Source organism: Parabacteroides sp. CAG:2 (genome assembly GCF_000436315.1).
GTDB lineage: Bacteria > Bacteroidota > Bacteroidia > Bacteroidales > Tannerellaceae > Parabacteroides > Parabacteroides distasonis.
Genome location: NZ_FR885329.1, coordinates 218,043 through 237,708, shown reverse-complemented (window position 1 = coordinate 237,708; position 19,666 = coordinate 218,043). Strand labels below are relative to the sequence as shown.

General features: G+C 45.5%; 12 protein-coding genes and 2 pseudogenes. 5 read left to right on the top strand and 9 right to left on the bottom strand.

The window, feature by feature from the left end; translation table 11 throughout:
* A pseudogene (locus tag QVP94_RS17990) lies at window positions 1-227 on the bottom strand (sensor histidine kinase); the annotation flags it as partial.
* Between the two features lie 97 nt (window positions 228-324).
* The gene (locus QVP94_RS17985) at window positions 325-2,319 is read right to left on the bottom strand and encodes a retaining alpha-galactosidase (protein WP_022193150.1); all 1,995 of its coding nucleotides are present in this window, start codon (window positions 2,317-2,319) and stop codon (window positions 325-327) included.
* A gap of 82 nt (window positions 2,320-2,401) precedes the next feature.
* Between QVP94_RS17985 and QVP94_RS17980 the strand changes: the two genes are divergently transcribed.
* On the top strand, window positions 2,402-4,141 hold the full coding sequence (locus QVP94_RS17980; protein WP_022193149.1) for an SGNH/GDSL hydrolase family protein: 1,740 nt from the start codon (window positions 2,402-2,404) through the stop codon (window positions 4,139-4,141).
* Window positions 4,142-4,153: 12 nt separating this feature from the next.
* Here the strand turns inward: QVP94_RS17980 and QVP94_RS17975 are convergent, their stop codons facing one another.
* Both QVP94_RS17975 and tsaD read right to left on the bottom strand, forming a co-directional pair.
* A complete protein-coding gene (locus QVP94_RS17975; RefSeq protein WP_022193148.1) occupies window positions 4,154-4,690 on the bottom strand; it encodes a CinA family protein in 537 nt (178 codons plus the stop codon).
* A gap of 62 nt (window positions 4,691-4,752) precedes the next feature.
* Window positions 4,753-5,772: a tRNA (adenosine(37)-N6)-threonylcarbamoyltransferase complex transferase subunit TsaD gene (gene tsaD, locus QVP94_RS17970; RefSeq protein ID WP_005865403.1), complete on the bottom strand. Its 1,020-nt coding sequence runs from the start codon at window positions 5,770-5,772 to the stop codon at window positions 4,753-4,755.
* 139 nt (window positions 5,773-5,911) lie between these two features.
* On the opposite strand from tsaD, the gene QVP94_RS17965 reads away from it, so the two are divergent.
* Complete coding sequence (locus QVP94_RS17965) at window positions 5,912-10,375, top strand: translocation/assembly module TamB domain-containing protein (protein WP_022193147.1); 4,464 nt, start codon at window positions 5,912-5,914, stop codon at window positions 10,373-10,375.
* Here QVP94_RS17965 and QVP94_RS17960 read toward each other — a convergent pair.
* Genes QVP94_RS17960 through mtgA form a run of 3 tightly spaced genes read right to left on the bottom strand, consistent with a single transcriptional unit; the run spans window position 10,332 to window position 12,677 of the window.
* Window positions 10,332-11,264 carry a tRNA-dihydrouridine synthase family protein gene (locus QVP94_RS17960; protein ID WP_008780951.1) on the bottom strand — a complete coding sequence of 311 codons (933 nt, stop codon included), beginning with the start codon at window positions 11,262-11,264 and terminating at the stop codon, window positions 10,332-10,334. The two genes, QVP94_RS17965 and QVP94_RS17960, sit on opposite strands and share 44 nt — an antisense overlap.
* Before the next feature lies 1 nt (window position 11,265).
* A complete protein-coding gene (gene lipB, locus QVP94_RS17955) occupies window positions 11,266-11,931 on the bottom strand; it encodes a lipoyl(octanoyl) transferase LipB (RefSeq protein ID WP_005855691.1) in 666 nt (221 codons plus the stop codon).
* Window positions 11,877-12,677 (bottom strand): monofunctional biosynthetic peptidoglycan transglycosylase, encoded by an 801-nt coding sequence (gene mtgA / locus QVP94_RS17950; RefSeq protein WP_005855689.1) that lies wholly within the window; start codon window positions 12,675-12,677, stop codon window positions 11,877-11,879. The genes lipB and mtgA overlap by 55 nt, the downstream gene beginning before the upstream one ends.
* 140 nt (window positions 12,678-12,817) lie before the next feature.
* Here mtgA and QVP94_RS17945 point away from each other — a divergent pair, with 140 nt between their 5' ends.
* Window positions 12,818-14,476, top strand: coding sequence for an AMP-binding protein (locus QVP94_RS17945; RefSeq protein ID WP_005855687.1), 1,659 nt, complete (start codon window positions 12,818-12,820; stop codon window positions 14,474-14,476).
* A gap of 50 nt (window positions 14,477-14,526) precedes the next feature.
* Here QVP94_RS17945 and QVP94_RS17940 read toward each other — a convergent pair.
* Window positions 14,527-15,037: pseudogene (locus QVP94_RS17940) on the bottom strand (RNA polymerase sigma factor).
* A gap of 265 nt (window positions 15,038-15,302) precedes the next feature.
* On the opposite strand from QVP94_RS17940, the gene QVP94_RS17935 reads away from it, so the two are divergent.
* A complete protein-coding gene (locus tag QVP94_RS17935; RefSeq protein ID WP_005855684.1) occupies window positions 15,303-16,682 on the top strand; it encodes an NfeD family protein in 1,380 nt (459 codons plus the stop codon).
* A gap of 6 nt (window positions 16,683-16,688) precedes the next feature.
* Here QVP94_RS17935 and QVP94_RS17930 read toward each other — a convergent pair whose 3' ends face one another.
* On the bottom strand, window positions 16,689-17,324 hold the full coding sequence (locus tag QVP94_RS17930; RefSeq protein WP_005855682.1) for an AlbA family DNA-binding domain-containing protein: 636 nt from the start codon (window positions 17,322-17,324) through the stop codon (window positions 16,689-16,691).
* Window positions 17,325-17,394: 70 nt separating this feature from the next.
* Here QVP94_RS17930 and QVP94_RS17925 point away from each other — a divergent pair, with 70 nt between their 5' ends.
* Window positions 17,395-19,665, top strand: coding sequence for a monovalent cation:proton antiporter family protein (locus tag QVP94_RS17925; RefSeq protein WP_005855680.1), 2,271 nt, complete (start codon window positions 17,395-17,397; stop codon window positions 19,663-19,665).
* Window position 19,666 lies beyond the last annotated feature (1 nt).

The following is a 19,666-nucleotide window of genomic DNA, read 5'->3' as shown; positions in this document are numbered from 1 at the left end:
AGCATCTTCCGATCCCGATAAAGCAAATAGGGAACCAATACATAGAAATTAGCGGTGAAAACAATAGCCAACGGAGTAATGAACCCCGTATTAATCTTCCACACCTCGAAAGCCGAACTCGGATTAAAGCGTATGAAAAAATCGATCGCAGGAGGAATCAGCCATAAGGTGATCCACAATAAAGCCTGTCCTCCCGCCAATATATAATCTTGCCTCGTGAGTTTCATAATACGTTTTTTATAAAAGTAAGCGAATCTAACGCCTGCGCCTATGAACGCAAGCGTTTATTCGACGAGTGGCAGGGTCGCTTTAGACGAAAAAGAATTATCGCTTCTGGATACGAGCCGCATAGCCTCCACCGGGAGCCATACGGATCTTTAATTTGCGATCTGTCGGGACTGGGATTACCTCTTTCTTATAATCACGGGCGGCACGATCGGCATTTATGCCATCCTTGAATAATTCCAAAGTATAATCACCTTCGCCCAAGAAAGACAGGTCTAAATCCAGCTCCCTCGGCGTCCAGTTGGTCAATGCCCCGATATACCAATCATTACCATGACGGCGGGCGATCGCTACATACTCGGAGACCTTTCCATCCAATGAGACCGTCTCATCCCAGATAGTGGGAATGTTAGAGATAAACTCCGTACATTCCTTTTCCCTCCTGTAATTAGACGGGGCATCGCACAGCATATTGAAAGGAGACTCGAAGATCACGTAAGTAGCCAACTGGCGGCAACGGGTTCCTTGGCTCATCGGCTCCGAGTTTACCGGGCGATAATTACCTTTAACGGCGTTACGCATAGCGCCTTGCGTATAATCCATCGGGCCGGCGATCATACGGATAAATGGGATCGTGACATCATACGTCACCATATCGAACTCCTTCTCGGAAGACCACTTCATTTGCTCCAAACCATTCACACCCTCATAGTTCAACACGTTCGGATAGGTCCGTTGAAGACCTGTCGGCTTGAATACGCCATGGAAATCCACTAGCATCTTATATTTAGCGCATACCTCGGAGGCTTTATAAACAAAGTTCACCATTTCCTGATCGTCACGATCCAAGAAATCCACCTTGAAGCCTTTCACGCCCATATCCGAATAATGCTTCACGACATTCTCCATATCACGGGCGAAAGCCCAATAACCCGCCCAAAGGATAATACCGACATTCTTGGATTTACCGTAATCCACCAATTCTTGAAGATCGATCTCCGGTATTACTTGCATCATGTCCGCTTGCAGGTTCACGGCCCAGCCCTCATCCAAGATTACGTACTCGATGCCATGCTCGGCGGCGAAGTCTATATAATATTTATAAGTAGGATTATTGATTCCGGCACGGAAATCCACACCGTATAGATTCCAATCGTTCCACCAATCCCAAGCCACCTTACCCGGCTTGATCCAAGAGATATCGTTTACCCGGGAGGGAGAAGCCAGGCGGTAGACCATATCGCAATCGGCCAACTCCTTATCATTCTGGGAGATTATAAACGCACGCCAAGGGAAAGAACGGGTTCCGGATGTTTTGGCGATATAGTTCTCACGCTCTTTCACCAACATCTGTAACTGATTATGGCCACCTTGCTCCTTCACTTTCGGATAAGGCGCATGAACCGCTTTCAAGGAAGGTTTTCCCGTCTCGTTATTCAAGAACATCCCGGGGAAATCCTCCAGATCGGCTTCCGTGATACAGATCTTACGACCATCTCCCAGATCCACCAAAAGAGGCAGGATCTTCAGGCGTTTATCATTCAGGCCAGTGATCGTCTCGTTTGCGTAGGGCTGCTCGAAGGAATTGAAAAATTGCTCCTCGAACGTCGGCTTCGTACTATTCACGTAAGCGGTGAATGTCTTATAATCCGAGGGAAAATTATAGACGGCCTCCTCGTCGGCGATAACGATCGGTTCCTTTCTTTTCGTCGTGAAACGGTAAGCGACTCCATCGTTATACACCCTAAAAACCAGCCCGTAGTTTCCCCGGAACGAGATTTGCATCTCATTATAGATATCCTTTACTACGTCCTTCTTATAGAACGGAGAGGGTATTTCCTTGTCTACCGAGGTCTTCGTCACTTTCAAGACTTTCGGGTTAGCGCCAAGTACCTCACCTCCTTGTAAAGTCATAGATACGGTAGAATTCATCACCTCCGAATGATCCTGTACGATAGCGAAAGTGACTTTATCGGCTACCGTAACCTCCACCTTTATATCCCGGTTCGGAGACTGGACTTGATAATTCTTCTGGGCGATCGACGGGATAGCGCCCATTAAAAAGAGAAAAGCAAATAGAATGTTTTTACTCATGGTTTATTGATTTAAGTTTGTTTATGAATACAAATATATATTATCTTTGTCATATTCATAACAAAAAACAAATAATACCGAAATGATGAGACTTCACAAAATCCTCTTAACGCTCGTATGTTTCACGGTTCTCTCCGCCCACGCACAATGGAAATGGCTCAACCCGCTCGAATGTGGATTCCCTGTCATACAAAACCAAGGATGGACCGAAGAGATCGGAGACCGTTACGTTCGGCTTCCCCAAAGAGCCGAAGGCAAGGTACGTAAACCCGTCTGGGATTTATCGCGCAACTCCGCCGGGTTGGCGATTCATTTTTTCAGCAACGCCCCTGAACTAAAAGTACGCTATCAAGTAAGCGGACCGCTGAATATGCCACATATGCCCACGACAGGCGTATCCGGTGTAGATCTATATAGTATCGATAGCGATGGCCAATGGAGATTTTATTTCGGCGGTTATCCTTCCGGAGATACGCTTCAATATCATTATACGAACATAGGCAAAGATCTGTATCATGACAGGGGCTATGAGTTCCGCCTCTACCTGCCTCCTTATAATACGATAAAGTGGTTGGAAATCGGCGTGCCCGAAAACGATGAGCTTACGTTTATCCCCGTATCGCCCGAGAAACCGATTCTTTTATACGGAACCTCGATCGCCCAAGGCGCATGCGCCTCTCGCCCGGGCATGACTTGGGGCACGATCTTGCAGCGTTCTCTGGGATATCCGCTTATCAACCTAGGCTTCTCCGGTAACGGACGTTTAGAGAAAGAGGTATTGGATTTTATTTGTGAGATAGACGCACGCCTTTATATCCTTGACTGCCTGCCCAACCTCACGCCAAAGAGCAAAGATGAGATCACGCAACTCGTATCGGACGCAGTCAAGCAAATACGTGCCACCCACTCCTCTCCGATCTTATTAGTGGAGCATGCCGGATATAGCAACGCACTCGCCAACGATACGAAGTTACAAGATTATACACGCATGAACGAAGGAGCTAAAAAAGCATTCGAGGAATTGCAGGCACAAGGGATAAAAGATATCTACTACCTTACACGAGAAGAGCTGGGACCGCACCCGGACGCTTGGGTAGATTACGTCCATCCTTCCGACTGGGGCATGGAAACACAGGCGAACGCCGTAGAGCGGAAAGTACGGGAAATATTACGCATCCCCGAAGGAGACCTCTCTACTACAAAGCCTGTCACCCAGCGCCGGGAACCCAATAATTACGAATGGCAAAAACGTCACCGGGATATTCTCTCGCTGAATCAAAGCAACCCGCCTCGACGGGTGATCCTAGGTAATTCCATCACGCATTTCTGGGGAGGAGAGCCCAAAGGACCGTCCGTTCGAGGTATGGAAACATGGGAGAAAATCATGCGTCCGGCTGGGTTCCACAATCTCGGATATGGTTTCGACCGTATCGAGAACGTACTTTGGAGAGTCTATCATGGTGAATTGGATGGATACAAGGCTGAGGAAGTAGTATTGATGATCGGCACGAATAACATCGGAATCAACAATGACAACGAGATCGTGGAAGGCATTCGTTTCTTGCTTTCCGCCATCAGGCAACGGCAGCCGGAGGCCAAGATCAAGGTAATCGGCATCTTGCCCCGCCGCAACCAAGAAGAACGGGTAAGGAATCTCAATCTCCGCATCCGTCAAATGGCCGAGACCGGATGGTACACGTTCAAGAACCCGGGAACGAAGTTGCTTCAGGAAGACGGCAAGATAAACGAATCCTTATTCTCAGACGGATTACACCCGAACGAGGAAGGCTATAAACAAATCGTGGACGAGATCGCCCATTAAGCGATAGTCCCTTTACTCACGAATCAATCCCAGCAACATACGCAACGCCGCCTCTGCCGACAAGCGAATGTTCTCCATACGAGGATTCTCCCCGAAATGATAGCACTCGGAGAGAATCCTCTCCTTATAAGCGGCCGCAATCCATACCGTTCCCACCGGTTTCGAGGGAGTCCCGCCTCCCGGCCCGGCGATCCCGGAGGTAGCGACGGCACAATCACATCCCAATACCCGCATAGTTCCACGGGCCATCTGCTCCACGACCGGCTGGCTTACGGCCCCGAAAGTGTTCAAGTCCGCCTCAGAGACACCGAGCACATGATGCTTCACCTCGTTGCAATAGGCTACCACGCCCCCGGTGAAGTATTCCGAGCTGCCCGCCATGGAGGTTATCATGCTGGCAATCTTTCCGCCTGTACAACTCTCTGCCGTACCCATCATCAGGTGTCCTGATTTGAGTGCGTCCGCTACCTCTAACTCTATTGGTAAATCATCTACTTCCATTGTTATAATGATACAAGGAGTTTCATTATGGGAAAACAATAGTTTCATTAGGAAGAAACTTTTGTTTTCCCTAGAAGAAACTTTTGTTTCTCTATAGTAAAACTATTTTCCTATAAGACAACCCTAGAAAAAGGAGCGGCATCCATCGGACAGAACTCCTTATCCATATACTTATAATATCCCGTGATAGCTACCATAGCGGCGTTATCCGTGGTGAACGAGAACTTCGGGATATGCACTTTCCAGCCATAACGTTTTGCGTGATCCAAGAATGCCTCACGCAAACCGGAATTGGCCGATACACCTCCGGCGACAGCTACTTCCTTTATATGCAAATCCTTCGCAGCCTTACGCAATTTACTCATCAAGATATCGATTACCGTAGCTTGCAAGGAAGCGCATAGGTCTCGCTTGTTCTTCTCAATAAAATCCGGATCATCTTTCAAATGATCACGCAAGGTATATAAAAAGGAGGTCTTCAGGCCACTGAAGCTATAATCATATCCGGGGATATGCGGCTTGCTGAACGTAAAGGCATTCGGATTGCCCTCGTTCGCCAAACGATTCACGACTGGGCCACCGGGATAACCCAGTCCCATCACCTTGGCGCATTTGTCGAAAGCCTCTCCCGCGGCGTCGTCGATCGTCTGGCCGATCACCTCCATATCATTATAAGCGTTCACCTTTATGATTTGCGAGTTACCGCCCGAAACCAACAAGCAAAGGAAAGGAAACGACGGAGCATGGTCGTCGTCCGGAGTCTCCTTGATAAAATGAGCCAACACGTGAGCCTGTAAATGATTGACCTCGATCATCGGGATATCCAAGGAAGCGGCCAACCCCTTGGCGAACGAGGTCCCGACCAATAAAGAACCCATCAAACCCGGCCCACGAGTAAACGCCACGGCACTCAACTCGGACTTATCGATGCCGGCACGCTTGATGGCCTCGGCTACTACCGGAATGATATTCTGCTGATGGGCACGGGAAGCCAACTCGGGGACAACCCCGCCATAGGCCTCATGAACGGCTTGACTGGCTATTACGTTGGACAGCATCACGCCGTCACGGATCACCGAAGAGGAAGTGTCATCGCAAGAAGACTCGATTCCTAATATCGTTATACTCATATCTTCATTCTTTTTTCCGCGAATTAACGAAATCTATCGCGATATTGTTGTAGATTTGCGCTAAATAAATAGAAAAGATATCAGAGGACTTAAATACATAATCATTACCCTGCTTACATTATTCTGGATATTCTATGCGTTGCCGGGCATCTTACTGAGAATTCCTTATATTCAAAACAAAGTATCAGAAGTAGCCACGACCCAGTTATCCGGCCACCTCGGTGTGCCCGTAAAGATAGGTAACGTGGATATCGAATGGTTCAATCGTCTGGTACTGGAAGGGCTTTATCTGGAAGACCAAGACGGGAAAGTCATGTTCGAGGCGAACCATGTGGCGGCGGGATTCGAGATCATGCCGTTACTGGAAGGGAAGTTTGTCTTCACGACGGTACGCTTGTTCGGTTTCTCCTTCAATCTACGGAAACACACGCCCCAAAGCCCTTTGAACCTACAATTCGTGATCGACGCTTTCGCCAGTAAGGATTCGATAAAGAAAGAGAAGAATATCGATCTCCGTTTCAACTCCATCATGATCCGAAGAGGTAATTTCAGCTATAACGTGGATAGCGAGAAAGAGACCCCGGGAAAGTTCAACGCCAAGCATATCGATATCAAGAACCTGAGTGCCAAGATATCCCTCAAGGCTTTTAACAAGGACAGCGTGAACGCCCATATCAAGAAGATGAGTTTCGATGAGGCGTCCGGTTTCTCCTTGAATAAGTTATCGCTGAACGTGGTCGGGAACCGGGATAGCGCTTTCGTGCAGGACTTCGAGGTACGCTTGCCGCAGACAGACTTGAAGATCGGCCTTGCCCGGATCGATTTAAGTAAGATCGATAGCCTTCCCGCTCTCTTGAACAACGCTCCGATCGATTTGAATATAACGCCTTCGCAAATCTGCCTGAAGGACTTATCCCCTTTCGTCCCGGCGTTCAAGAACTTCGCCGACACGATCGAGTTATCGGCCGAGGCAAACGGCTACATCAATAATTTTAACTTGAAGCGCCTCACCTTGAAGTATAGCGATAAGATGCTGTTTATCGGCCAGATGGAACTGAAAAACATCACCCATCCCGAGGAAACGTATCTTTTAGGGAAGGTGAATAAGATGTATATCACGACAGATGGCATCTCCAGTTTGGCCAATAACTTCAATGAGCGTCCGAAGAGTCTCCCGGCCCCGGTCGTCAAATTGGGGACGATCAATTTCACGGGCGAGATATCAGGCTTTTTTGATAACCTAGTCGCTTTCGGAAAATTATCGTCTTCCATCGGCTCCATACAGACAGACTTGATATTCGGTAGCAACAAGGATAAGAATATAGCCGCTTACCTACGGGGACGCATCGCCTCCAGCAACTTGCGGCTCCATGAGTTATTTGGCGAGAATAATCCTTTCGGGGAGGCTCGCTTCGACATCAATATCGATACCCGTAGACCTGTTGGCGGAAATTTCTCCGGAAATATCCAAGCACAAGTCAAGGAGTTCGATTATAAAGCTTATAAATACAAGGATATAAATCTTTCCGGTAATTTCAAGAAGAGTAGTTTCGATGGGACTATCCATGTAAACGATCCCAATGGCGAGTTATACGCCCAAGGTATCTTCCAGCACCAAGGGCAAAACTCCTTGTTTAATTTCACCGCCCGCCTCGATCATTTCCGGCCGGACCGATTGAACCTGACGGACAAATATGAGGCGCCGAATATCTCCTTGGCTTTAAACGCGGATTTCACCGGAGATAACATAGATAATCTGGAAGGTAGCATCACGTTGGACAGTCTTTCTTTCGAGACCACTCCCAGCAGCTTCTTCCTTAAGAAATTCGAAGTAGTTGCCTCGGGGCATAGTCTCGACCGGCAATTAACCATAACGTCCGATATCTTGAATGGAGAGGTCACCGGGTCTTACTCATTCAACACGCTAATCCCCAGCCTTATGAATACGTTCAAGGGATATGTGCCAGCCTTGATCAACACGACCCAGAAAAAACAAATCGTGAAGGAGAATAACTTCGCCCTCCTATTAACGATCGAGAATACGGAAGCGCTTTCTACGACATTGAAACTACCGTTCACGATGGTGCAACCCGGACGGATCACGGGACATTATAATAATATTTATAATAAGTTCCGTATCGAGGCGTGGCTTCCGAAGTTCAATCTCGGGAAATCCATGTTCGAATCCGGCTACTTGGTTTGCGACAATCCGAACGATAAGGTAAACCTCCAATTAAAAACGATTAATTACAACGACAAGGGACTGCGTAATTACCTTGATCTCAAGGCAGACGCTAAAGACAATCTGGTGAATACCATGATTGGGTGGGCGAATAATAAAGAGCGGTTATTTAAGGCCGACATCTCCGCCTCTACCCTTTTTGTCGAGGAGGAAAGCGAGAAAGGGCCGGCCAAGTTACGTACGGAAGTCACGTTGAATAAAAGCCCCCTCATTATTAAAGACACGCTCTGGACCATCAATCCGGCGAATATAACAATTCGTGAGGGCAAGATCGGTATCGAGCATTTCCGGGTAGATCATGAGACCCAGTATTTATCTATGGAAGGGACGATCTCGAAAGATCCGGCAGATACTTTATTGGTAGACTTGAAGCAAATAGAGCTGAGTTATGTCTTCGACGTATTGAATATCCCAGTCTTGCAATTCGGAGGTGAGGCTACCGGTAAGTTCTACGTGAATGATTTATTCAATAGCCGTATGCTAAACACGGATCTGGAAGTAAAGAATTTCTCATTCAACCAAACCCCCTTGGGTCGCCTCAATCTCTTCAGCGAATGGGACGACGCACAGAAAGGTATCCTTATGCTGGGAAGCATCTACAAGAACGACAGCACTTGGACGGATGTAAACGGCTATGTATTCCCGGTCGGACCCAATGCGGGGCTATCCTTGTATTTCGATGCCAATGATATCAATCTAGCTTTCTTGCAGCCCTTTGTCGATACGGTCGTAAAGAACTTGCAAGGCCGGGGATTCGGAAGTATACATTTGCACGGCCCCTTTAAGGAGCTGAATGTCGAGGGAGATGCCTATGTCATGGATGGAGGGGTAGGCGTTGATTTCTTGGATACGTATTATACCTTCTCCGATTCCGTCCACCTTGACTCTACATCCGTCAATTTACGGAATATCACGGTCAAGGATCAATTCGGCAACCTAGGGAAAGTCAGCCTCAAGTTCAACCATTTGCATTTCCGGGATTATAGCTTCCTCGTAAACGTGCAAGGCAATAATATGTTGATGTATAACGCCAACCAGAAAAAGAATCCGCTGATTTACGGAACTGTATTCGCCAGTGGAACGGCGCAGATCAAGGGTAACGGTAAGTTGATCGACTTTGATATTAATATGAAAAGCGAACCTAAGACCGCTATTTATCTGGACTTCATGAATAAGAACTCGGCTACGGACTATGATTTTATCACGTTCGTCGATAAAAGCAAGTTGGCCGCTAACGTAGATTCCACGTCCACACACCCATTGAATATCGTACACGAGACAGACGAGGGAGCCGAGCTACGAATGAACTTCCTCCTTGATATCACACCCGATGCCGATATAGAGCTAATCATGGACCCGATAGCGGGAGACCGTATCAAAGGAAACGCCAGTGGAAGTTTACAAATACAATATGGAACAAGAAGTGATCTTCGTATGTATGGCGACGTGAATATCGTACAAGGAAACTATAATTTCAGCTTACAGCAAATCATCCATAAAGACTTTAAGATCAGAGACGGTAGCACGATCAATTTCCGTGGCGATCCCTTTAATGCCCATATGGATATCAATGCGATCTACAATCTGACCGCAAATATCGGAGACTTGGATCAGAGTCTCTTACAAGAAAGTTCTCGAACAAACATACCCGTCAATTGCGTCTTAAACCTTAAAGGCGCATTGCGCAGCCCGTCTATTTCCTTCGACTTAGAATTTCCGAACTCTAACGAGGAATTAGAGCGTCAAGTCAAAGCGTTTATAGACACAGAGGATATGATGACTCGGCAAATTGTTTATTTGCTGGTGTTAAATAAATTCTACACACCAGAATATGCCCAAACGAGTTATAAGTCTAGCGAGTTAAACGCCGTGGCTTCATCCGCTATCTCAGCGCAATTATCCAATCTATTAGGTAGTTTCACGGATAAAGTACAAATAGGGACAAACATACGAGCGGGACAGGACGGTTTCAAGGAAGACACGGAATATGAGATGATATTATCCAGCCAGTTGCTAAACAACCGCTTATTGATCAATGGTAATTTCGGTATGAGAAATACGGTCACTACAGGCAAAAATAACACTTTTATCGGAGAGTTCGACCTAGAATATAAGTTGACCCCCTCCGGTGAGATCCGGCTAAAGGCTTATAACCATGCCAGAGATATGTATTTCGGCCTGAAGCAAGCATTAACCATACAAGGTGTAGGTATCATGTACCGGAAAGACTTCACGAACTTCTCTGAGATTTTCAGGAGAAGAAAGAGGCCTCTTTTACCCTTGATCCCCAAAGACTCTACGAATGTCCCTCCCGTAGTCAAAGACTCAACAAATCTTTCACTGCCGACTGATAAGAAGTAAGGGAAGTACTTTTCAATACTTTCTTGCGAAGCCTTTTATCGGCCTCCGGCAAAAGATAATCCCAGATTGTCTTCATTTTAGATAATACCTGATGCTCGCCACCTTCCAACCGGGCAGCATATTCATCCATCAACGACTCATGGAACATGACTAGTTTATCCCGCCTCTCATTCACGGTCAAGACCTGTCCGGACACAAACTCAGTGGCCAGCCAAGGAGAGGCCAATAACCCTCGTCCCAGCATGATCCCGGCAAGCCCCGGAAAACGCTCCTTTATTCCTCGGATATCTTCCAGCCCCACTAAATCTCCATTATAATATAAGGGAAGTTCACATTCATCATAAAAACGAGAGAATCCATCCCAATCGATAGCTCCTTTATATTGCTGTATCCCTAACCGGGGATGCAAGGTTATATGCTTCAAAGGTAACTTATTTAATAAGGAAAGAAGCACGAATGACTCGTCGGTACACTCCCACCCCAAACGCATTTTCACCGAAAAAGAAATATCCGGGAACTCCTCAATCGTACGTAATAAAGACTCGGCCTCTTCCTTGTACCGCAAAAGTCCCGAGCCTCTATGCGCACGGACCTGCATAGGGAAAGGGCATCCTAAATTAATATCCGCTTCCTTGTATCCATTCTCTTGGAATAAACGCACGATCGGCCGAAACTCGTCTGGTGTGGAAGCGATCAATTGCGGTACGACATGTACCTGCCTATTTCTATCGCAAGCGATATCCTTCAAGTCCTTATTCCGGAAACCACCTTTCTCTATCCTTACGAAAGGAGTATAATAGGTATCTACGCCCCCGAATACTCGGGTATGCGCCTCTCTATAAACCGAATCCGTATATCCTTGCAAAGGAGCGAAATGAATGACTGCCATATCAAGCGAAGATTTCCATGAAAATCGATCTCAATTGACTTTTTGCCAACTCAAAGTCTTGGGGTACCCCCAACTCCATAGCCAAGGAGGTAACGCCTTTATCCGTAAAACCACAAGGGTTGATCAATGAAAAGTAACTCAGATCCGTATTTATATTCAAAGCAAAGCCATGCATCGTAACGAACCGGCTGCTTTTCACGCCAATCGCACAGATCTTACGGGCACGCCCCGGTACTTCAGGGTCTAGCCATACACCCGTCGCCCCTTCCAAACGTTCCCCTTTCAAGTCGTAAAGCGATAGGAAACGGATGATCGTCTCTTCCAGCATATGGATGTATTGTTTCAATCCCAGATTCCAATATTCCAGATCAAATACCGGATAACCGGTAATCTGTCCCGGCCCGTGATACGTTATATCCCCCCCTCTGTTTATATGGTAAAACGAGACCCCTCGTTCCCGTAAAGTTTCCTCGGGAATAAGCAAATTAGAGTCCTTGCCACTTTTACCGATCGTCAAGACCGGTAAATGCTCACAAAAGAATAATTGATTATCCTCTTTCTTTCCCGTTGCCTTCGCATCCAATAAGACCTCGAAAGCAGCTGTCTGATATTCTAACGCATCGGCATAAGCGATTCGTCCCAAGTCATGATAACGGAAGCTCTCCATTTCTTTCTTTTTTTAACCTTTCCGGTACCGGGATCAACTTGCCCGGCACCATATCCCATTTCTACTTTTATCAGTTTTCCCATTAAGGAAATTATTTTCGCTTGTCGTTTCAGCATATAAGGTGACGGTTTAGCAGAATTAAACTTCCGGGGATTTGGAAGTGTGGCCGCTATCAAGGCTGCCTCGCTTTTGGTCAATTGGTAGGCATGCTTACCGAAATGAGCCTCCGCTACCGCCTCCGCACCATAGATACCCTCCCCCATCTCTATCGAGTTCAGATAGACTTCCATAATACGTTCCTTTCCCCATATCCATTCGATCAAGAAGGTAAAATAGACCTCGATACCTTTCCGTAAATAACTTTTCCCCGGCCAAAGAAATACATTCTTAGCGGTCTGCTGGGAAATCGTGCTGGCACCTCTTACCCTTTTACCTTTCTCGGCCTCGGCCCGTGCCTTCTGGATTTGTTCCACATCAAAGCCATTATGCTCCATGAACAGGTTATCCTCCGACGCTATGACCGCTTGAACCAAAGGCTGGGCGATCTTGGATATAGGAACCCACGTATGACCGAGTTTCATTTTCTTCCCATCCTGATGCTGCTCATACATACGAATAAACATCAATGGCGTATAATATACGGGTACAAATTTATATACCACTACCGCCAATATACTGGATACAAACAGGAAGATCAACAGATTCCTGCACCAGATCCATATCCGTTTTACCAGAGGTGCTACCATATTCTTCTATTTGGAGAGACAAAGGTAAAGAATATTTCAGTTTCCGGCAGACTGAAACTCATAATTTACAGAAAAGGCACTATCTTTGGCTTTTGACAACTTTCCACCCTGTCATATGGTTATTTGATAAATAAATTAGTATGGAGAATCGTTTTTTAGGACTCATAGAGAATAGCATCAAGGAGCATTGGGATCTCCCGGCGTTCTCCGATTATAATGGACATACCTTCCATTATAAAGATGTAGCTCGTCGAATCGAGAAATTTCATATTATCCTAGAGCATGCCGGCATTAAAAAGGGGGATAAGGTGGCTTTAGTTGGACGGAACTCCTCCAACTGGGCGATCTGTTTCTTCGGGATCTTGGCTTATGGAGCCGTAGCCGTGCCTATTCTACATGAATTCAAACCGGATAATATACATCATATCGTAAATCATTCCGAGGCAAAGGCAGTCCTTGCCGCTTCCAGCAACTGGGAGAATATGAATGAACGCATGATGCCCGACGTGAAACTGTTCATGATGCTGGATAACTTCTCGATCATTCACAGTAAAAGCAAAGAAGTCCGGGTAGTAAGAGATCGGATTAATGAATATTTCGGTAAAAAGTACCCTCGTTCATTCACGTCGAACGATGTTCGGTATCACGTGGAAAAGCCGGAAGAATTAGCGGTACTTAATTATACTTCCGGAACCACCAGTTTCTCGAAAGGGGTTATGATCCCCTATCGGAGCTTATGGAGTAATACGCAATTCGCTTACGACAATTTACCGTTCATCCATCCGGGTGATAATATCGTATGTATGCTTCCGATGGCCCATATGTACGGATTGGCATTCGAGGTATTGAATTCCGTGAATAAAGGCTGCCATGTACACTTCCTCACACGTACCCCCAGCCCGAAAATCATAGCGGAAGCTTTCACGACGATCAAGCCGGCGCTGATCCTAGCCGTACCTCTGATTATCGAGAAAATCATCAAAAACAAGGTATTCCCCGAACTGGAGAAGCCTTTGATTAAATTGCTCTTGAAAGTCCCCTATATAGACCAGAAAGTACTGGATACCATTTCCGCCAAGTTAACGGCGTCTTTCGGAGGAAACTTCGGGGAGATCGTTATCGGAGGAGCCGCTATCAATAAAGAAGTGGAAACGTTCCTTCATTCCATCCATTTCCGCTATACCGTAGGCTACGGGATGACCGAATGTGGCCCGCTAGTCTCCTATGCGCAATGGGATGAGTTTAAGCCCGGTTCCGTAGGACGTATCGTCGACCGTATGGAAGTCCGCATCGATTCAGAGGACCCGGAAAACAAGGTGGGAGAAATATTGGTGAAGGGTATGAACGTGATGCTCGGTTATTACAAGAATCCGGAGGCTACGAAAGCCGTTATGATGCCTGACGGATGGATGCGTACCGGCGATCTGGGAACCCTCGATAAAGATGGATTTTTATATATCCGCGGCCGTAGTAAAACCATGATTCTAGGCCCCAGCGGACAAAATATCTATCCGGAAGAGATCGAGGATCGCTTGAATAATATGCTATATGTAGCGGAATCGCTCATCATCTCCCAAGGAGGTAAACTAGTCGCCCTCATCTATCCCGATTGGGAGCAAGTAGATAAGGCAGGTATACAACATTCCGAAATCGAGAAGTTGATGCAGACCAACATTGACCAAGTAAACGAGGAGATGCCGAATTACAGTAAAATCACCTGTTTCAAGCTGTATCAAGAAGAATTCGAGAAAACACCCAAAAGAAGCATCAAGAGATATTTATACCAACCGGCCGAATAAAAAGAAAGCCGTCTTTTGTTAAAGACGGCTTCTTTTATATAAAGTAAATTTTATCCTTGACGAAAATCTTTTAAAACTTTTTGTAATTCTTGTCGAGCGAAAAAAAATACGGCTCTTAACCGTCCCCAGAGGAACATCCAGTTTATCAGCGATCTCATTGTACTTATAGCCGCTCAAAAACATAGAGAATGGAACCTTCAACTCATTGTTCAAACCGTTGATCGCTTTCGTGATCTCTTGAATTTGATAAGCGCCATCCGGAGAGTCAAAACCTGAATCGTTCACGACATCCAAGTTATATAAGTCGACACCTTGATCTACGACAGTTTGCGTGCGAACGATCTTGTGATAATTGTTAATGAAAATGTTACGCATCACAGTCAAGACCCAGCCCTTAAAATTGATATTGTCTACAAATTTTTCTTGATTGTCTAAAACCTTCAGCGTTGTGTCCTGCATCAGATCTTGGGCATCATCCCTATTCGCTGTAAGCATAAGCGCAAAATTCATCATGTTTTCTTGCATGCTCAATAATTTTTTCTGAAATTGCAACGCATTCATATTTTTACTAGTTAAATAAAGTTTAATACTGTATAAGTATTATCCCTCAAACATTGAAGGATGCAACAAATATATAAATTAAAAATGGAGATATACAGTTCTTTGATAAATATTAATATTAAAAATCGTAACTTAATATTTTTGTTGTAAATCTTACTGAAAATGAGTATTATTTACAAGTTGCACAAGTTACAAAAATCAACATTTACAACAAGCCAGTTACAATTTTCAACCAAATATTAAAAACGAATATAATACAAACAAGATGAAACGTTTATTAACAATATTAACAGCTATAGTATTAATACTTGCAATCTCTCTTCAATCAGAGGCTAAAGAGAAGTCCTTAATATATACGATTGATATAAAAAAAGAGATCGATAACACCACGTGGATTTATCTCCATAACGGATTATCAGAGGCTAAGCAATTGAACGCCGATGCCATCTTATTGCATATGAACACATACGGCGGATTACTGGAATCTGCCGATTCTATGCGAACGGCTATTTTATATAGTCCCATACCAGTATATGTATTTATCGATAATAACGCAGCTTCAGCAGGTGCTTTAATTTCCATAGCATGCAAGAAAATCTATATGCGGAAAGGGGCGAATATAGGTGCGGCAACGGTTGTCAATCAAACGGGTGCGGCTCTACCTGATAAATATCAATCTTATATGCGTTCCATGATCCGTTCGACGGCTGAGGCACAAGGGAAAGATACGCTTATACAAAACGGCGACACGATCTATAAATGGAAAAGAGATCCTTTAATCGCCGAAGCGATGGTCGATGACAGAGTGATCGTCCCCAACCTCATCGATAGCGGTAAGGTATTAACACTTACCTCTCAAGAAGCACTCAAATGGGGTTATTGCGATGGCATCGCCGAGAGTCCGGATCAAGTAATCACAGAATATATCGGATGTAAGGACTATGAGATTAAAAGTTATGAACCCTCATGGTTCGATAATGTAAAAGGTTTCTTTATGAGTCCGGTAATACAGAGCTTATTAATCATTATTATCATCGGTGGTATTTACTTCGAGATGCAAACCCCGGGGCTTGGTTTTCCATCCGCCGCCGCGATAATAGCGGCTATCCTTTACTTCGCTCCTCTCTATATGGACGGGTTGGCTGAAAACTGGGAAATCCTGTTATTCATTCTCGGCGTTATATTAATAATGTTGGAGATATTCGTGATCCCGGGCTTTGGCATAGCGGGGATAAGTGGAATTATTCTCGTGGTCGGCGGACTTACGATGAGCTTACTGAACAATACTGTTTTTGATTTTCAAAACGTATCTGGAATGGATACGGGCAGAGCCGCCTTAACGGTTCTATTAGGTCTGGGTATCGGATTCACGTTAGTGATATGGTTATCCAACAAAATAGGACATAAAGGACCGCTAAAGAAAATGGCATTAAACGCTGATTTGGAAAAAGCGGTATCCAGCCCCAATTTGACACAACTGATCGGAAAAGAGGGCACGGCCGCTACCGTTTTACGTCCTTCGGGTAAAGTATCTATCGAGGGAGAGTTGTATGACGGCGTATCGGAGTCTGGCTTCATCGAGAAAGGGACTCCTATCAAAGTCGTCAGATTCGAGAGCGCGCAAGTCTATGTAATCAACCTATAAACGAGTCTATGCGATCCGTTTATAGGCAATACATTTATCGATCACGACATATTCCATCGCTCCCATAGCCATCAAATCACTTAGGATGTTACGGGCCGCATAATAATTGATATGGGCGATACGGCAAAATTGCTTTATGCTGATATAAGGATGCTCGTCGAGCCAAGAAAACAGGATCTCGACGGGCTTACTTATTTTCAGCAATGTACCTTCTTTGGTTTTCTGCTTCTTCCATGCTTGCATGAGGACTTCGTTCGCTAATATATTCTCGTCTGCAACCCGGATATAGGCCTTGTATTTATCGTCTTTATCCGGTGCCGTATGCGGTTTCTCATCGCTTGGGGCGATATAGACCTCCAATACGGTCTTCCCGTTGACATCCCAGCGCTTAGCTGTAAACGGCACCTCGGGATGCGTATACATTTTAGAAGCAGCCTCGATCATATAATATTCCTCCTCACTTCTCACACCGGAAATAGCGCCGTTATCCTTCACTCCAATCAGCAGCCGCCCGCCATCTGTATTCGCGAACGCACTCAATGTCCGGGCAATCTTCTTGCTGTCGCTCACCTCAAACTTGAAATCAAGTTGTTGATGTTCCCCTTGCTCTATAAGCGCTTCAATCGGATGTTTCTTCTTCATTTTGGCTTCTGTTTTGAGACACAAAATTAAAATAAATACCTAACTTTGGCAATCGAAAAAACAATAAACGATGTCTCAGATACCTGCGCTAATATCAGATCTTGCGGTCATACTCATATCCGCCGGGTTGGTTACCCTGTTATTCAAAAAGTTAAAGCAACCGGTCGTATTGGGGTATATCGTAGCCGGAATACTCGCCGGACCTTCCATCGAGCAAATACCGACAGTTACAGATGTGGAAAGTATCCGTATCTGGGCTGATATAGGCGTTATCTTCCTGTTATTCGCTTTGGGGCTCGATTTCAGTTTCAAGAAGTTGATGAAGGTGGGAGGAACCGCCGTCATTGGAGCCATAACCGTTGTTATAGGTATGATGACAGCGGGATATATCACGGGCTTATCACTGGGTTGGGGACATATGAACAGTCTTTTCCTCGGAGGTATGTTATCGATGTCTTCCACGACGATTATCTTCAAGGCATTCGACGACATGGGATTGCGTAACCAACGATTCGCCGGTGTCGTATTCGGTATCTTGGTGGTGGAGGATCTATTCGCCGTATTATTAATGGTATTACTTTCTACCGTAGCGGTAAGTAAACACGTGGAAGGCATGGAGATGCTGGATAGCGTGGTCAAATTAGGCATTTTCCTTTTATTCTGTTTCGTTGTCGGGATCTATTTGATCCCCTCTTTTCTGAAAAAGGCAAAAAGCTTCCTAAATGAGGAGACTCTGTTGATCGTGAGCATCGGGCTATGCCTTGGTATGGTTATGATCGCCACAAAAGCCGGATTCTCATCGGCTCTCGGAGCTTTTGTCATGGGTTCTATTTTGGCCGAGACCATTGACGCTGAACGGATCGAGCATTTGGTAAAACCCGTAAAAGACTTATTTGGAGCGATTTTCTTCGTGTCTGTAGGCATGTTAATCGATCCTCAGATGCTCTGGGAGTACAAAATCCCGATTTTCATTATCACGCTCGTAGTCATGGCCGGACAGATTTGTTTCGCCAGTTTCGGAGTATTACTGTCCGGACAACCGATAAAAATAGCCATCCAGTCTGGTTTCTCGTTAGCGCAGATCGGAGAATTCGCCTTCATCATCGCAGGTTTGGGACTATCATTAAACGTGACGGATCAATATCTGTATCCGATCGTTGTCGCCGTATCCGTGATCACGACATTCTTCACACCTTATATGATCCGGCTAGCGGAACCTACCTACAAATGGGCGGAGCGGATCATACCGGAGAATTGGAAACAGTTCTTGGAGCGATATTCATCCGGTTCCAATACGATCCGTCAAAAAAGCGCATGGAATAAGTTACTAAAAGCCTTGGTCCGCATCGTCGGTACTTATACCGCCGTCTGCCTAGTACTTATCTTTTTATGGCTACAAATCGTGACTCCGTTCATCTGTAAACATTTGCCCGGCATCCAAGGAAGTCTAATCTCCTTGATCTTAATCCTAGCTCTGATCTCCCCGATGTTGCGGGCGATCATGATGAAAAAGAATCATTCCGTGGAGTTCCAGCAATTATGGAACGATAATAAATATAACCGGGGTCCCCTAGTATCACTCGTGATCCTCAGAATCCTGCTCTGTATCGGTCTCGTCATGCTTCCTGTCGCACGGTTATTGAATGCTGCGCTAGGAATTATGCTGGCGGTCGCCTCCGCTGTTATCGTATTAATGATATTCTCCAAACGGCTAAAGAGGCAGTCGATCTTGATGGAACGGCATTTTTTCAGTAACCTTGTAGCGAGAGAAATGGAGCAAGAGCGAAAAGCCCCGATTAACCAGCGTTTCGCGAACCACTTATTAGAACGAGATCTCCATTTAGCAGATTTCGAGGTGAAGCAGAATTCCCCCAGTATGGGAAAAAGCCTGAAAGAATTAAACTTCAGGCAAAAGTGCAACGTAAATATCGTAACGATTATCCGGGGAGAGAAGCGAATCAACATACCGGGAGGAGACGAGCGGCTCTACCCGTTCGATAAACTGGTAGTAGTTGGCGCAGATGATGATCTGGAGCACTTTAGGAAATATCTGGAGGAACGCTACAAGAAATCATACGCCGAGCAATCGAACACAAGAAAGGAAGAGATGAATATGGAGCAAATCATTATCTCGGAAGGTTCCCGATTGATCGGCCGCTCCATCATAGAGTCCGGTATCCGTGATAAAGCCGCTTGCTTGGTAATCGGTATCGAACGTGGAAGTAGCTCGATCAAGAATCCGCCTCCTAGTACGGTTTTCGAGGAAGGAGATATCGTATGGATCGTAGGCGAACGGGATAAGTTGATCCAGTTAAGCGAAGGAAAAGTAGTAACCAGTTAAC

Excerpts from the sequence above, each read along its gene's own strand:
- QVP94_RS17985 (WP_022193150.1), bottom strand. The coding sequence starts at position 2,319 with ATGAGTAAAAACATTCTATTTGCTTTTCTCTTTTTAATGGGCGCTATC.
- QVP94_RS17980 (WP_022193149.1), top strand. The coding sequence starts at position 2,402 with ATGATGAGACTTCACAAAATCCTCTTAACGCTCGTATGTTTCACGGTT.
- QVP94_RS17975 (WP_022193148.1), bottom strand. The coding sequence starts at position 4,690 with ATGAAACTATTGTTTTCCCATAATGAAACTCCTTGTATCATTATAACA.
- tsaD (WP_005865403.1), bottom strand. The coding sequence starts at position 5,772 with ATGAGTATAACGATATTAGGAATCGAGTCTTCTTGCGATGACACTTCC.
- QVP94_RS17960 (WP_008780951.1), bottom strand. The coding sequence starts at position 11,264 with ATGGCAGTCATTCATTTCGCTCCTTTGCAAGGATATACGGATTCGGTT.
- lipB (WP_005855691.1), bottom strand. The coding sequence starts at position 11,931 with ATGGAGAGCTTCCGTTATCATGACTTGGGACGAATCGCTTATGCCGAT.
- mtgA (WP_005855689.1), bottom strand. The coding sequence starts at position 12,677 with ATGGTAGCACCTCTGGTAAAACGGATATGGATCTGGTGCAGGAATCTG.
- QVP94_RS17945 (WP_005855687.1), top strand. The coding sequence starts at position 12,818 with ATGGAGAATCGTTTTTTAGGACTCATAGAGAATAGCATCAAGGAGCAT.
- QVP94_RS17935 (WP_005855684.1), top strand. The coding sequence starts at position 15,303 with ATGAAACGTTTATTAACAATATTAACAGCTATAGTATTAATACTTGCA.
- QVP94_RS17930 (WP_005855682.1), bottom strand. The coding sequence starts at position 17,324 with ATGAAGAAGAAACATCCGATTGAAGCGCTTATAGAGCAAGGGGAACAT.
- QVP94_RS17925 (WP_005855680.1), top strand. The coding sequence starts at position 17,395 with ATGTCTCAGATACCTGCGCTAATATCAGATCTTGCGGTCATACTCATA.